Here is a 13,792-nt window from a genome sequence, read left to right on the forward strand (position 1 = left end):
TGGCAGCTTAGCGCGTGCCGGTCGCCTTGCCCCCTGAACAAGACCGCACTCAGGCGGCGGTCCTGTCGAGCTTGAACCACATCGCGTACAGCGCCGGCACGAACAGCAGCGTGATCAGCGTGCCCACGGCCACGCCCCCGATCAGCACGTAGGCCAGCGGTCCCCAGAAGCCGTCGAAAGTCAGCGGCACGAAGGCGAACACGGCCGCAAACGCGGTCAGCACCACCGGACGCGCACGGCACACAGCCGCTTCCACAACCGCCGTCACCGGCACCATGCCCGACTCCAGGTGGTCCTTGACCTGCTGGGTGAGAATCAGCGTGTTGCGCATCAGGATGCCGGCCAGGCCGATGAGACCGAGCAGCGCCACGAATCCGAAGGGCTGGTTGAACAGCAGCAGCGCCAGGACGGCGCCGATCACGCCCAGCGGCGCCGTCGCCACCACCATGAAGGTGCCCGAGAAGCTGCGCATCTGCAGCATAACGAAGATCAGCATCAGCGCCACCATCAGGGGCTGCAGGCGCTCGATGGAGACATTGGCCTTGTCGGACTGCTCGACGCTGCCGCTGATGGCAATGTGGTAGTCACGCGGCAGCGAGGCGCGCAGCGGCTCCATCTTCTGCCACAGCAGCGCGGTCATGTCATTGGGCTGCATGTCGACGACATCGGCATGCACGGCAATGAAGGGCTCGCGGTTGTAGCGCTTGATCACCGGCTCCTCGTAGCGGGTCTCGACACGGCCCAGCTGCAGGATGGGAATCTTGCGGCCATCGGCGCTGCGCAGTTCGAGACCGGCGAGACGCACCTCGGGCGCGCTCTTGCCGCGCGCATGCACCTCGACCACGCGATTGCCCTGGCGCAGCGTGGTCACCGCCCCGCCCTCCAGCTCGAACTGCAGCTGGCGCGCCACCTCGGCCGGGGTCAGGCCGATCTGGCGCAGGCGTGCCGGATCCATGTGCAGCTGCAGCACCGGCGCGCGCTCGTCCCACTCCAGATGCGCGGAACGGATCTGCGGCTCGGCCGCCATCAGGTCGCGCAGACGGGTGGCAATGTCACGCAGGGTGTTGATGTCCGGACCGGCGACGCGAAAGCTCACCGGCCACATCACCGGCGGTCCGTAGAGCAGGCTGGACACGCGCACCCGGGCCTCGGGAAACTCGCCGGCGGCGATGCGCCGGTTTAGCTCGGCGATGATCTGGTCGCGGGACTCGGTGTCGTGCGCCACCGCGACGATCTTGGCGAAGGCCGGATCCGGCTGCTCGGGCAGGATGGAAATGAAGAAGCGCGGCGCACCGCCACCGACATAGGACGACAGCGTGCTGACCTGCGGCATGGGCTTGAGAATGTTCTCGAGCCGGCGTGCGACGCCATCGGTGACGGCGACCGAGGTGCCCTGGGGCAGGTAAACGCTTATCATCACCTCGGGCCGGTCCGAGCTCGGGAAGAACTGCTTCTGCACCGGCCCGACCATGGCACCGATCGACAGCAGCAGCAGACCGACCGTGCCCCAGACCACCTTCTTGCGCTCATCCACGCACCACTGGATCAGCCGGCGCAACTTCACGTAACCCGGCGTCCGGTAGATGTCGCCACCGGCAGCGGCGGCATGCGCTGACTGGTCCGGCAGCATCTTCACGCCCAGGTAAGGGGTGAAGGTCACCGCCACCAGCCACGACACCAGCAGCGAGATGCCCAGCACCCAGAAGATGTTGCCGGTGTACTCGCCGACCCCGGACTTGGCGAAGCCGATGGGCACGAAGCCCACCACGGTGACAAGGGTGCCGTACATCATCGGCGCCGCCGTCACGTTCCAGGCATGGGTGGCGGCACGCACGCGATCCCAGCCCTCCTCCATCTTCACGATCATCATCTCGATGGCGATGATGGCGTCGTCAACCAGCAGGCCCAGCGCCAGGATCAGCGCGCCCAGCGTGATGCGGTCGAGGTTGATGCCCATGCTGCGCATGATCACGAAGGTCAGGCCGAGAGTGACCGGAATCGCGATGCCCACCACCAGGCCGGCGCGCAGACCGATGGCGAGGATGCTCACGCCCATGACCACCAGCATGGCGATCAGGAACTTGGCCTGGAACAGGTTGACCGCCTGCGAGATCGCGTTGGCCTGGTTGGTCAGCGGCTCGAAGCGCATGCCCAGTGGCAGACGCTCCTGCTCGGCGGCGATGAAGTCCTTGAGGCGGGCACCGAGCTCGAGACCGTTCTCGCCATCGTGCATGACCAGACCAAGCAGCACGGCGTCGTCGCCGCGCGAGCGCACCAGGTAACCCGGCGGCTCCTCGTAGCCGCGACGGATGCTGGCGATGTCGCCCAGACGTATCAGCGAGCCGCCGATGCGCAGCGGCACCTCGGCGAGCTCGTCAGGACCGGCCAGGGTGTTGTCGAGGCGGATGTAGACGCGCGGTCCGGCGGTCTCCATGCGGCCGGCGGGAATCAGCCGGTTGTGCTCCTCGATGGCCTGGAAGATCTGTGCCGGATTGATGCCGAGGTTGACCAGCTTGAGGCTGTCGAACTCGAGGAACACCCGCTCCGGGCGCTCGCCGAGAATCAGCGCCTTCTCGACGCCGGGCACGCGCTTGAGGCGATCACGGATGCCCTCCATGACCTGGACCACCTCGCGGTGCGGCAGGCCCGGCGCGGTCAGTGCCATCAGGCTGAAGTAGACGTCCGCGAAGTCGTCGTTGGAAATCGGCCCGATGACACCGGCCGGCAGTCGCGGGGCCTCGTCCTGCATGCGCTTGCGCACGTCGTAGAACAGCTGCGGCATCTTCTGGCTGGGCGTGAAGTCCTCGAACTCGACGATGATGTCGACCCGGCCGGGGTGAATGATGCTCTGCAGATTGAGGATGTTCTCGACCTCCTGCAGACGCTTCTCCAGCGGATCGGCGACCTGGCGCTGGATCTCCTCCGGGGTGGCGCCAGGCCAGATCGCCGACACCATCATCACGCGGATGGTGAAGGCCGGGTCCTCGGCACGCCCCATCGCGAAGAAGGCATGGATGCCGGCAGCGATCGACAGGATCAGAAAGAACAGGGTGACGGCGCGCTCGCGCACCGCCAGCGCCGACAGGTTGGGAAAGCTCACGGCGTGAGCTCCCGCACCGCCATGCCCGGCTTCAGCAGGTGCGTGCCGAGCGCGATCAGGCGCGTTCCGGCAGGAATCTCGCCACGCACCCGGGCAGACTCCGGCCCCACCACCAGGATGGCCACCGGCTGCGGCTGCGCCTTGCCGTCAACGATGCGCCAGACCCGGGCGCCCTGACCGCGCTCGTCGAGCGCACCCAGCGGGATCTCCAGGTCCTGGCCGCCAGCGGCGATGATCTCGAAGCGGGCACTGACGATGCTGCCCAGCTCCGGCACCACGGAGGGCCTGACCAGCTGGTAGCGCGCGCGCCAGGTGCGGCTGACCGGGTCCAGGGCACCCGCCACCTCGCGCAGACGCAGATCGAGCAGGTCGCCCGAGCCCAGCTTGACCACGCCCGTGGCCGGCACCTTCTGGCCTTCCGGCACGAACACCTCGACCTCGCGCTCGCCATCACGGGCAAGCACCGCCACGGTCTGGCCCGGCGCCACCACCTGGCCGGGCTCGACGCCGACCTCCATGAGCACGCCGGCGGCATCTGCGCTGATCGCCCCGTAGGCGGCCGCATTGCGCGCCTGCTGCCAGCGCGAGGTGGCCGCGTCGGCACGACTGCGCACCTCGCGTTCGCTCAGCTGCACGCGCTCCAGCAGCTGCCGGCTGATGAAGCCCTTGTCGAACAGCGCCTGGTGACGTGCGGTATCCGACGCCGCCGTCGCCAGCGCGGCTGCGGCCGCGGCACGCTCGGCATCGGCCGCACGCACGCCGGCCTCGAGATCACGCGGATCAAGGCGGAACAGCAGCTGACCGGCCCGCACCCGGGCACCGGCATCGACGCGGCGCTCGATGACCTGGCCGGCGACCCGGAACGACAGCGGCACCTCGTTACGCGCGCGCACGGTACCGGTCAGCGCCATGTTCACGCCGTCGGCACCACCGACGACATGGGTCTTGACCCACGGCGCCGGATCCCCGGTCTTCGCATCCGGATCAGAGCACGCAGCGACAGCCAGACCGAGACAGAGTACGACGACGATGCGTTTCAACATGAAGATGATTCCTGCAGCGTGACGGCACATGGCCGCAACGGACTTATTCAGACAGCCGACGGATTTTGCTGGCAACTATGCCACGAAGGCTGTCACGACGACAGCCCCCTGCCACCGCGTTTGTCCAGATCCCGTGCCGTTCCCGACGGTGCTACCGAGGCGGCATCGGGTCCCGTGCCAAGCCAGCGGTCCAGTGCCGGCAGCATGAAACTGAACCAGTAGTCCTCATGACGGAAATGGTGCAGCCGGTGGTTGCGGAAGACCGCCTGGTAATACGCGGAGCGCGGCTGAATGCGGGTATGGACGATCCAGTGCGTCCATTCATAATTGAGTGCGGCGAGACCGAACCCGGTCAGGAAGCTCAATGCAACGGCGCGATCCGGCAGCAGCGGGACCGCCAGCACAAGCATCGGTGCCAGCATCACAGGCACATACACCGGAAGAAACACGAGACGGACACGCCATGGCTCGGCGTGGTGCGCCCGGTGCTTGACGGCAGGATCCGGATCAATCCGCCAGCGACCGAGCTGCCACGGACGCGCATGCAGCACATGACGATGCAACAGCCACTCCATCACCGGCCAGACGGCGATGGCAAGCGCGAAACCGGCCAGATCCCGAACGGACCATTCGCCGAGTGCGAAACGCCAGCCGGCAACGCCCAGCACGAATACAAGAATCACGCAGACGCCGGGCTGTCGCAGATACACTGCGAGGGCACCGGAAAAGGTTTCAGGGGCCCGCCGGCTCGCAAGCCAGCTGGGTTCAGCCTCGTTCATGAAGTGCACTCACGTGTCAGGAGGTGCTGCCATCCTGACGCATCCGGCAGCGCACGACCAGTCCGCTCACGCATGCTGCCGTCCGGCCGATGCCGGAGCTCCGTCAGTACCCGGACTGCTGCTGACGCGCCAGGGCATCGTGCAGTGCCGTGGCATCCTCGTCCGTGATGTCCAGCGGCGTATCGATCTCGGCGAACGCCGCACGAATCTGCTCCGGCGTCAGAGGGAGCAGAACGGCCTGTTCTTGCCGCGCATGCCGCTCGCGTCCTGGATGCAAGCGCGCGGCGATCGCCGGATCCTGCAATCGGACAGGCTGGCGCCAGGCGGCCGGGTAGCGTCGCCACGGGAAGGCAGCATTCAACACCACCGCAGCAAGCACAATCAGCACGGCATCCCAGAGCACGGGGGTCATCACGAAGGACCAGTCCGGACGCACGCCGGCACCAGTGGCAAGCACCACCGACAGGGCCGTGGCGCCACCCGGCGGGTGCAGACAGCGCAGCAGGTGCATGACGGCAATCGCCAGCGATACCGCCAGCGCGGCCGACAGCGGACTGGCGCCCAGCACGCTGACCACCAGCACGCCGACGACGGCCGAACTGACCTGGCCGCCGATCACCGACCAGGGCTGCGACAGCACGCCGTGCGGCACCGCGAACACCAGCACCGCCGAGGCACCGATCGAGGCCACCAGCACCAGCCCGGACTGGCTGCTGTCCTGCCAGGCATGACCGAACGACGCCAGCAACCACATGCCGGCCAATGCCGTCAGCACGGCAATCAGCTGTTCACGCCAGGACACCGTGTGCTCGGGCCAGCCCAGAACCTGTTTCCACCGCATGCCGCGTCCCTCGCCCTGCCGAATGCGAAAATCGCACCAATAGTAGGCACTGAGACGGCAAATGACCAGTTATGGTGCGGGCAATGTGCCCGGTGCCGTGGCTGGCTTGCGACGGTAGTCGATGTCGACCAGGTAGGCCTTGCCGGTGGCGGGGTTGAGCACGTTGGACACGCCGCGATACTGCAGCAGCTCGCGACTGGTCAGGCCGTACACCACGTCGATCGGATCAACCAGCAGACGCAGCAGCGAGTCGGGCTGGATGCGCAGGCGAAGGGCCTGCTCGTCACCGACGCGGATGCGCCCCTGCGGCAGGATGCGGAACCGGTACTGGTCCAGCTGGCCGACCACGGCCAGACGCAGCGACACCGGCTTGCCCGCCTCCAGCGTGGCCAGCTTGTCGACCAGCAGGGCATTGAAGCCGGAATCGGCCGCCAGGTCCGGCAGGCGCGGCAAGGTCTTGCGTTCAACCTGGCCGTTGCGCACCTTCTCCAGCTGCAGGCCGTTGCCCGACACCGCCGTGATGCGCTCCTCGTAACCGGCGCCCGGCAGGCGATAGCGCATCAGCGGCACGTAGGGGTCACGGCTGAAGTCCAAGGTCTTCTCGCCCAGCAGGCGGCCGTCCGGCGCCACGTAGCGGATGCTGCCGGAGCGCCATTGCACGCCGTCGTACTGATGACGATGCACTTCGGTGTAGAGGTAGCGACCGCTGCCCTGCTCGGTGGCATAGCCGAGGTAGCGTGTCTCGCGCGGTGCGGCCGACACCGCAGTGCTCGTCATCGCGAGCACCGCGGCCAGGGTGACTCCCCGCATCACGATACGCATGACATCTCCCTCAGCGCTTGCTGAACAGGTAATGACCGACACCCCACTCGCGCCCGTGGTCGTAGCCGAACAGCTCCGCCACCGCCATGTAGAACATGCGCCAGCGCTGGAACCAGATCGCCGCCTGCTCATTGCCGTAGCAGGTCCGGAAAAGGGCCATGATCTCGTGGCGTGACGCGTCCATGCCGGCCAGCCAGTGGTTTGAAGTCTTCTCGTAATGACGGCCGTCGACCCACCACTGCCGGGTCAGCACCAGGTGATCCTGGAAGTTGGCCAGCAGGGTCTCCGAGGGCATGATGCCGCCACTGAAGAAATAGCGCGTCATCCAGTCCTCGCGCTCGCGATCCTCGAAGAAATAGGCCAGGTGGCGGTGCGCGAAGATGTGCACGAAGAGCTGGCCGTCGTCATTCAGCCAGCGCGACAGCTTGGCCAGCAGCAGGCCGTAGTTGCGCATGTGCTCGAACATCTCGATGGACAGGATGCGGTCGAAGCCGGGCTCAACGCGCTGGCCGTCTGCGCTGACCGCGGGGAACTCGAAGTCGACGATGTTGCCGGTCAGGATGGTGAGGTTGCCCAGACCGCGTTCGGCCGCGCGCGCCAGGATGAATTCGCGCTGGCCGTGCGAGTTCGACAGGCCGGTGACCGAGGAATTGGGAAAACGCTCCGCCAGCCACAGCGACAGCGAGCCCCAGCCGCAGCCGAGGTCGAGCAGGCGCTGGCCGTCACGCAGGCCGGCACGCTCGGCATAAAGCGACAGCATCAATTCCTCGGCCTCGGCCAGAGTCTCGTTGCCGGTCGGGTACAGGGCGCAGGAATACTTCAGGCGCGGCCCGAGGTGGCGGTGAAAGAAGGCCGCCGGCACCTCGTAATGCTGCTCGTTGGCAGCCTGGGTCTCGATGGCGATGGGGCTGGCGCGGAGCTGGTCGAGCAGCTCCTGGCGCCGCGTGCTGGCACGCTCGGCATCGTCGGCACCCTCGTCACGCAGGCGCTGCGCCATGAGCTTGCGCATGCCGTGACGCGTCAGTGCGTCAGGGATCATGCCGCGTTCACAGAGATCGATCGCATCCATCCGGAAATTCCTTGTCAGCTTGTGGCAGTTGCCGTGTTGACGGATAGTGACCGCGGTTTGTTACACCGCAAACAGGACAAAAAAAGATGCGCCGGATTCCGGGAGTGACGGTCATGCGCGCGGGACATCAACGCCAGCCCGTGCGGATGCTGCTCATCCTGGCGCTGGCCACCCTGCCGGCTGCCCTGCCCGCGCAGACCGTCAGCGCATCCTGGCCCGACGGCTTTCACAACACCACGCCGGGCCGCGAGCCGCAGACGCGCGACCTGCTGCCCTGGCTCTGGGGTCGGCTCACCGGCCCGGCGATCCGCCACGCGCCTGACGAGATCGCCCGGCAGCCGGTGGATGTCGCGCGCCTGCACCAGCGCGTCGACGGGCTGCGCGTGACCTGGCTGGGTCACAGCACGGTCCTCATCGAAATCGACGGCTTTCGCGTGCTCACTGATCCGGTGTTTTCCGAACGCGCCTCGCCGTTTTCCTGGCTGGGGCCGCGGCGACTCACCCCGCTGCCGGTCGACCCTGCCCGTCTGCCGCACATCGATGCCGTGCTGATCTCGCACAACCACCACGACCACCTCGATGTCGGCAGTCTGCGCCAGCTGGCGCGGCAGCCCGGCGGCGCCCCTGCCGTGTATGTTCCGCTCGGCGATGACGACTGGCTGCGCGAGGACGGCATCCCGCAGGTGCAGGCACTGGACTGGTGGCAGCAGGTCACGCTGGGGCCGGCGCGCATCACCTTCGTGCCGGCGCAGCACTGGAGTCGCCACATCACCCGCCGTGGCCGTGACCGGAGCCTGTGGGGTGGCCATGTGCTGCAGGTCGGCGCAGTCTCGGTCTATCACGCCGGCGACACCGGCTACGGGCCCGACTTCAAGGCCATCGGCGATCGTCTCGGCCCCTTCACGCTGGCCCTGCTGCCGATCGGCGCCTACCAGCCGCGCTGGCTGACCCGGCGTCAGCACATCGACCCGGCCGAGGCCGTGCAGGCGCACCGGGATCTGCGCGCCAGGCAAAGCCTGGGGGTGCACTGGGGCAGCTTCGTGCTCAGCGACGAACCCATCCAGCAGCCCCCGGGCGATCTGGCCGAGGCACGCCGAGCCGCGGGCGTGTCCGAGGACGAGGTGATGACCTGGGCGATCGGCGAGACGCGGTCTTGGTCTGCCCCCTGAAACCGGCTAGTCTCAGGCCTCGACGTCAACCACACGAACGGCCAGGAGAGCCCCATGGCACGACGCGACGCCAGCGCCATCAGTCCCACCGCCTACTACACCAGCGCCGTCTGGCTGCATCACGGCCTGTCGCACCCGGCCTTCGCCCACCTCAACAGCCATCTCTACTATTACGGTCTGAAAGGCCCGCAGATGGCCTTCAAACTGCTCGGCGGTCCGACCCTGGATGATTTCCTGCTGGCCCGACACCAGATCATCGACCACGAGCTCGATGCCGCCATCCGCGACGAAGGCATCACCCAGGTCATCGAGATCGCCGCCGGCCTGTCTCCGCGTGGCTGGCGCTTCGCCGAGCGCTTCAGGGACAGCCTCACCTACATCGAGGCCGACCTGCCCGGCATGGCTGAACGCAAGCGCAAGCTGCTCAAGCATGGCGGCATCGACAGCGATCACCACCACGTGCTCGACATCGACGCCTTCGCCAGCGACGGCGCCTCGCTGGAAGCCATCGCGCGCACGCTGGATCCGGCGCGCGGACTGGTCATCATCACCGAGGGGCTGGTCAACTACTTCGACACCGACACCGTGGCCGGCCTGTGGACGCGCATCGCGGCGGTGCTCAAGCGCTTCAGCAAGGGCATCTACCTGAGCGACCTGCATGTGCAATCGGTCAATCAGGGCATGTCCGTGCAGGCCTTCATGGGCGCGCTGTCGACCTTCGTGCGCGGGCGCGTGCATCTGCACTTCAGCGGCGAGACGCAAGCCTGCGAGCAGCTGCTGGCCTCCGGCTTCGACTGGGCACAGCTGCTCACGCCCTCGGACTACCGCCAGATCCTGCCCGACTGCAACCGCAGCGGCGCCGATCTGGTGCGGGTGGTCAAGGCACGCTGTGGCGCACTGCCGTCCGCTCACGCCCCCAGTTGAGCAGCAGCAGAGCCATGGCACAGAGCAGGCCGGCGCAGGTGAACACCCATACCGCGCTGGCCGGCGTCCACACCAGGCCCGCCGCCCACGAGCCCAGCGCCACCCCGCTGCCCCAGAGCATGCTGTAGATGGCCTGGCCCTGACCCTGATGGCCGCCACCGAAATGCCGGTGGATGAGCACCATGGCAGCGGCATGAAAGCTCGCGAACGAGGCCGCATGCAGCAGCTGCGCCGACCAGATTGCCCAGGGCGAGTCCGCCAGCGCCCCGATCATCAGCCAGCGCACGCCGGCCAGCGCCAGACTCCACTGCAGCAGGCGCGCCTCCCCCGCCGCCGGCAGCAGCCGGTGCATGTACCAGAACATGACCACCTCGGCGAACACGCCCAGCCCCCACAGCCAGCCGATGGTGCCGCGCCCGTAGCCGTGCTGCTCGAGGTGGATGCTGTAGAAGGTGTAGTACGGCGCGTGCGAGAGCTGCAGCAGGAAGTGCGCGATGAAGAAGGTCAGCACCGGGCGCCGGCAGAGGATGGCGAACACCCCCTCCGTGCGCTCGTGGCGCGTCTCGGTGGCGACATCCGGCACGAACAACGTCGCCAGCCAGGTCGCGAAGGCGCAGATCAGCAGCGCCAGCGGCAGGTGACTGACCGGAAAGGCCTCGAAGTACAGCCCCAGCCCGGTGCCGGTGGCAATGAAGCCGAGCGAGCCCCACAGGCGTATGCGGCTGTAGCGCTCGCGCTGGCTGCCCAGGTGCGCCAGCGTGACCGCCTCGAACTGCGCCAGAATGGCATTCTGGAAGAAGCCGTAGACCAGCAGCACGGCTGCCAGCGGCCAGTAGTCGCGCACCACGAACACGCCCAGCCAGCCGATGGTGATCATCGCCGCGCCCAGGCGCACCAGCGCCAGCCGGCGTCCGCTGCGGTCGGCGACATAGCCCCAGAAGTTCGGGGCCACGATGCGCGTCAGCATGACGATCGCACCGAGCTCGCCGATGGCGGCGGCATCGAAGCCCAGCGACTGCAGGTACAGCCCCCAGTAGGGCATGAAAGCGCCGATGACGGCGAAGTAGAAGAAGTACACCGCCGCCAGCGGCAGCACCGGAACCGGGCTGGCGCTGGCGTCAGGACGGGCCGCAGGCACGGATCGGGTCGTCATGGAACGACCGCGCGCGGCCGGCTCAATAGCCCGGGTCGGCGTTCGGCGCCAGCGCCGGAATCAGCGGCAGTTCACTGCGCACCAGGGCATTCTGCGCACGATGGCGCAGCGCATGATCGAGCAGCACGATGGCCAGCATGGCCTCGGCGATCGGTGTCGCGCGCACGCCCACGCAGGGGTCGTGCCGGCCCTTGGTGACCACCTCGATGGCCTCGCCGCGCGTGTTGATGCTGCGACCCGGCGTGGTGATGCTGGAGGTCGGCTTGAGCGCGATGCGCACGATCAGGTCCTGGCCGCTGGAGATGCCGCCGAGCACGCCACCGGAATGGTTGCTCAGGAAGCCCTCGGGGGTGAGCTCGTCGCGGTGCTGCTCGCCGCGCTGGCTGACCACGGCAAAGCCGTCACCGATCTCCACGCCCTTGACCGCGTTGATGCTCATCATGGCATGCGCGATGTCGGCATCGAGACGGTCGAACACCGGCTCGCCCCAGCCCGCCGGCATGCCCGAGGCGAACACCTCGACGGCGGCGCCGATGCTCGAATGCTCCTCGCGCATGCTCAGCACCAGACGCTCCATCTTCGGCACCGCCTCGCGGTCACCGCAGAAGAACGGATTCTGGCTGACGTAGTCCCAGTCGCAGGTCTGCGCCTTGATGTCACCGATCTGCGACACGCGACCGCGGATGGTCACGCCGAACTGCTCCTTCAGCACCTTGCGCGCGATCGCGCCGGCGGCCACGCGCATGGCGGTCTCGCGGGCGCTGGAGCGGCCACCGCCACGGTAGTCACGAAAACCGTACTTGTGGCTGTAGGTGTAGTCGGCGTGGGCCGGACGGAAGGTCTCGGCGATGTTGCCGTAATCCTTGGAGCGCTGGTCGGTGTTCTCGATCAGCAGCGCGATCGGGGTACCGGTGGTGCGACCCTCGAACACGCCGGAGAGAATGCGCACGACATCCTCTTCCTTGCGCTGGGTGGCGAACGACGACGTCCCCGGCTTGCGGCGGTCGAGATCCCCCTGCAGGTCGGCCTCGCTGAGCGCGATGCCCGGCGGCACGCCATCGACGATGGCGGTCAGGGCCGGGCCATGCGACTCGCCGGCGGTGGTGACGGTGAAGACAAGTCCGATGCTGTTGCCGGCCATGATGACGCTACTCTCGCAAAAGGTCTCAGATGCTGCTTTCGAACAGGGCCTGGTGCTCGCGGCACAGGTCCGCGGTGAGCACGAACACGCCGCTGCCGCCGCGCTCGAACTCGACCCAGACAAAGGGCACGTCCGGGAAGGTCTGCTGCAGGGCCCACTGCGAGTTGCCGACCTCGATCACCAGCACGCCATCGTCGGTGAGGTAGTCGGCAGCCTCGGCGAGGATGCGCTTGGTGACGTCCAGGCCATCCGGGCCGGACGCCAGGCCAAGCTCGGGCTCGCGCAGGAACTCCTCGGGCAGATCGGCCATGTCCTCGGCATCGACATAGGGCGGATTGCTGACGATGAGGTCGTAGCGCTGGCCCGGCAGCTTGCTGAACACGTCCGACTCGAGCAGGCTGACGCGATGCTGCAGCTCGTGATGCTCGACGTTCACCGCTGCCACCGACAACGCGTCGAGGGAGATGTCGGTGGCATCCACGAAGGCGTCCGGGAACTCCTTGGCGCAGGCGATGGCAATGCAGCCGGAGCCGGTGCAGAGATCGAGAATGCGCAGCGGCTCATCCTTCAGCCATGGCAGGAAGCGGTCCTCGATGAGCTCGGCAATGGGCGAGCGCGGCACCAGCACGCGCTCGTCGACATAGAACGGCATGCCGCAGAAATAGGCCAGGTTGAGCAGATAGGCCAGCGGCGTGCGCTCGTTGACGCGGCGACGCAGCAGCTCGGCGACCTGACGGCGCTCGCTGGGCAGCAGCACGGCATCGAGGATCTGGTCATCCGCCGACCACTCCAGGTTCAGCGTCTGCATGACCAGGGCCGAGGCCTCGGCGAAGGGATCGCTGGTGCCGTGACCCAGATGCACGTCGCAGCCGCGGAAGCAGGTCACGCAGAAGCGCATCCAGTCGCGGATGGTGCTCAGGCCCTGGACGGCCTCCTCGAGCTGGGCGTCGGACAGGGTCAGGGCGGGCAGATCGTGGCTCACGCGGGCTCCGGAAATCGGCTGGCAAATGGCAAGGATGTGATTCTACATGGATTTCCGGTGACTCAGGCAGTCACGTCAAAGGGATTGATAACCGCCACCCCCAGGGCCTTGAAGTCAGCCACGTTGCGACTGACCACCGTGAGACCATGCCGAATGGCGGTGGCGGCGATCATGGCATCCTCATGCAGGGTGTCTGACTGCCGGTGCATCAATCTGGCCCACTGCCTGAAGGCGGCAGCATCCATGTCGAGAACAGCCCGGGTGGCCACCACCCCCTCCAGCCAGGCCTCCAGTACAGCCGCTTTGTCCGGATCCTGTTCGCGCGTCAGCTCGATGCCAGCCTGGATCTCCCCCACCGACACCGCTGACAAAAAAAGATGCCGATCCTCGATGCGCTGCATCCACGCCACGACGGCACCATGCGGTCGTGGCTTGCGCAATTCGGAAATGACATTGGTATCGATCAGGTACATCGTCACTCCTGGGCGTGAATGACACGCCGGCGCGCCCGGCCGCGTGTCGGGAGAATCAGCTCGCCGCGCACCTCATCCGTGAGCAGCAGTTGCTTCAATGACGGGCCGGCCTGCGCCTGCAAGCGCTGCCACTCCGTCACGGGTACCAGCACCGCTGCCGGCAGCCCTCGCCGAGTCACCATCTGCGGCCCCTGATCAAGACAACGGTCGAGGAACTCGCTGAAACGCGCCTTGGCGTCTTGCACCGGCCAGCTCTGCATGATTCGCCACCAAATAACTAGTCATATGACTAGTTT

The 13,792-nt window shown here is 67.2% G+C and carries 13 protein-coding genes; 2 read left to right on the top strand and 11 right to left on the bottom strand.

All coding sequences use genetic code 11. The features are described from left to right. Window positions 1-49: 49 nt before the first annotated feature. The 6 genes from F595_RS0106860 to F595_RS0106885 form a co-directional block, all read right to left on the bottom strand. Window positions 50-3,100, bottom strand: a complete 3,051-nt coding sequence (locus tag F595_RS0106860; RefSeq protein ID WP_022956132.1) for an efflux RND transporter permease subunit — start codon at window positions 3,098-3,100, stop codon at window positions 50-52. After that, window positions 3,097-4,143 (bottom strand): efflux RND transporter periplasmic adaptor subunit, encoded by a 1,047-nt coding sequence (locus F595_RS0106865; protein WP_022956133.1) that lies wholly within the window; start codon window positions 4,141-4,143, stop codon window positions 3,097-3,099. Before F595_RS0106865 ends, F595_RS0106860 begins: the two co-directional genes overlap by 4 nt. Window positions 4,144-4,235: 92 nt before the next feature. Next, window positions 4,236-4,922, bottom strand: a complete 687-nt coding sequence (locus F595_RS0106870; RefSeq protein ID WP_022956134.1) for a sterol desaturase family protein — start codon at window positions 4,920-4,922, stop codon at window positions 4,236-4,238. A gap of 103 nt (window positions 4,923-5,025) precedes the next feature. Then, window positions 5,026-5,763, bottom strand: a complete 738-nt coding sequence (locus F595_RS13175; RefSeq protein WP_022956135.1) for an HPP family protein — start codon at window positions 5,761-5,763, stop codon at window positions 5,026-5,028. A gap of 69 nt (window positions 5,764-5,832) precedes the next feature. After that, window positions 5,833-6,585 carry a hypothetical protein gene (locus F595_RS0106880; RefSeq protein WP_022956136.1) on the bottom strand — a complete coding sequence of 251 codons (753 nt, stop codon included), beginning with the start codon at window positions 6,583-6,585 and terminating at the stop codon, window positions 5,833-5,835. 10 nt (window positions 6,586-6,595) lie between these two features. Beyond that, on the bottom strand, window positions 6,596-7,654 hold the full coding sequence (locus tag F595_RS0106885; RefSeq protein WP_022956137.1) for an SAM-dependent methyltransferase: 1,059 nt from the start codon (window positions 7,652-7,654) through the stop codon (window positions 6,596-6,598). 113 nt (window positions 7,655-7,767) lie between these two features. Here F595_RS0106885 and F595_RS0106890 point away from each other — a divergent pair, with 113 nt between their 5' ends. Both F595_RS0106890 and F595_RS0106895 read left to right on the top strand, forming a co-directional pair. Further along, window positions 7,768-8,823 (top strand): MBL fold metallo-hydrolase, encoded by a 1,056-nt coding sequence (locus tag F595_RS0106890; RefSeq protein ID WP_040568331.1) that lies wholly within the window; start codon window positions 7,768-7,770, stop codon window positions 8,821-8,823. A 54-nt stretch (window positions 8,824-8,877) separates the two neighbouring features. Then, a complete protein-coding gene (locus F595_RS0106895; protein WP_022956139.1) occupies window positions 8,878-9,747 on the top strand; it encodes a class I SAM-dependent methyltransferase in 870 nt (289 codons plus the stop codon). Here the strand turns inward: F595_RS0106895 and F595_RS0106900 are convergent. The 5 genes from F595_RS0106900 to F595_RS0106920 form a co-directional block, all read right to left on the bottom strand. After that, on the bottom strand, window positions 9,701-10,900 hold the full coding sequence (locus tag F595_RS0106900) for an MFS transporter (protein ID WP_084682860.1): 1,200 nt from the start codon (window positions 10,898-10,900) through the stop codon (window positions 9,701-9,703). The genes F595_RS0106895 and F595_RS0106900 overlap by 47 nt on opposite strands. Before the next feature lie 22 nt (window positions 10,901-10,922). Next, a complete protein-coding gene (gene aroC / locus F595_RS0106905; RefSeq protein ID WP_022956141.1) occupies window positions 10,923-12,041 on the bottom strand; it encodes a chorismate synthase in 1,119 nt (372 codons plus the stop codon). A 25-nt stretch (window positions 12,042-12,066) separates the two neighbouring features. Continuing rightward, window positions 12,067-12,960 carry a 50S ribosomal protein L3 N(5)-glutamine methyltransferase gene (prmB, locus tag F595_RS0106910; protein ID WP_265596740.1) on the bottom strand — a complete coding sequence of 298 codons (894 nt, stop codon included), beginning with the start codon at window positions 12,958-12,960 and terminating at the stop codon, window positions 12,067-12,069. 125 nt (window positions 12,961-13,085) lie between these two features. Then, the gene (locus F595_RS0106915; RefSeq protein WP_022956143.1) at window positions 13,086-13,496 is read right to left on the bottom strand and encodes a type II toxin-antitoxin system VapC family toxin; all 411 of its coding nucleotides are present in this window, start codon (window positions 13,494-13,496) and stop codon (window positions 13,086-13,088) included. A gap of 2 nt (window positions 13,497-13,498) precedes the next feature. Next, entirely contained in the window at window positions 13,499-13,756 is a 258-nt protein-coding gene (locus F595_RS0106920; protein ID WP_022956144.1) for a type II toxin-antitoxin system Phd/YefM family antitoxin, read from the bottom strand. Window positions 13,757-13,792: the final 36 nt, after the last annotated feature.

It is taken from the genome of Perlucidibaca piscinae DSM 21586 (assembly GCF_000420045.1).
In the GTDB taxonomy this organism is placed as follows: domain Bacteria; phylum Pseudomonadota; class Gammaproteobacteria; order Pseudomonadales; family Moraxellaceae; genus Perlucidibaca; species Perlucidibaca piscinae.

What these genes read in the sequence shown, in the direction of transcription:
- F595_RS0106895 (WP_022956139.1), top strand. Translation starts at nt 8,878, where the DNA reads ATGGCACGACGCGACGCCAGCGCCATCAGTCCCACCGCCTACTACACC.
- F595_RS0106920 (WP_022956144.1), bottom strand. Translation starts at nt 13,756, where the DNA reads ATGCAGAGCTGGCCGGTGCAAGACGCCAAGGCGCGTTTCAGCGAGTTC.
- F595_RS0106865 (WP_022956133.1), bottom strand. Translation starts at nt 4,143, where the DNA reads ATGTTGAAACGCATCGTCGTCGTACTCTGTCTCGGTCTGGCTGTCGCT.
- F595_RS0106915 (WP_022956143.1), bottom strand. Translation starts at nt 13,496, where the DNA reads ATGTACCTGATCGATACCAATGTCATTTCCGAATTGCGCAAGCCACGA.
- F595_RS13175 (WP_022956135.1), bottom strand. Translation starts at nt 5,763, where the DNA reads ATGCGGTGGAAACAGGTTCTGGGCTGGCCCGAGCACACGGTGTCCTGG.
- F595_RS0106900 (WP_084682860.1), bottom strand. Translation starts at nt 10,900, where the DNA reads ATGACGACCCGATCCGTGCCTGCGGCCCGTCCTGACGCCAGCGCCAGC.
- F595_RS0106880 (WP_022956136.1), bottom strand. Translation starts at nt 6,585, where the DNA reads ATGCGTATCGTGATGCGGGGAGTCACCCTGGCCGCGGTGCTCGCGATG.
- F595_RS0106870 (WP_022956134.1), bottom strand. Translation starts at nt 4,922, where the DNA reads ATGAACGAGGCTGAACCCAGCTGGCTTGCGAGCCGGCGGGCCCCTGAA.
- F595_RS0106885 (WP_022956137.1), bottom strand. Translation starts at nt 7,654, where the DNA reads ATGGATGCGATCGATCTCTGTGAACGCGGCATGATCCCTGACGCACTG.
- aroC (WP_022956141.1), bottom strand. Translation starts at nt 12,041, where the DNA reads ATGGCCGGCAACAGCATCGGACTTGTCTTCACCGTCACCACCGCCGGC.
- F595_RS0106890 (WP_040568331.1), top strand. Translation starts at nt 7,768, where the DNA reads ATGCGCGCGGGACATCAACGCCAGCCCGTGCGGATGCTGCTCATCCTG.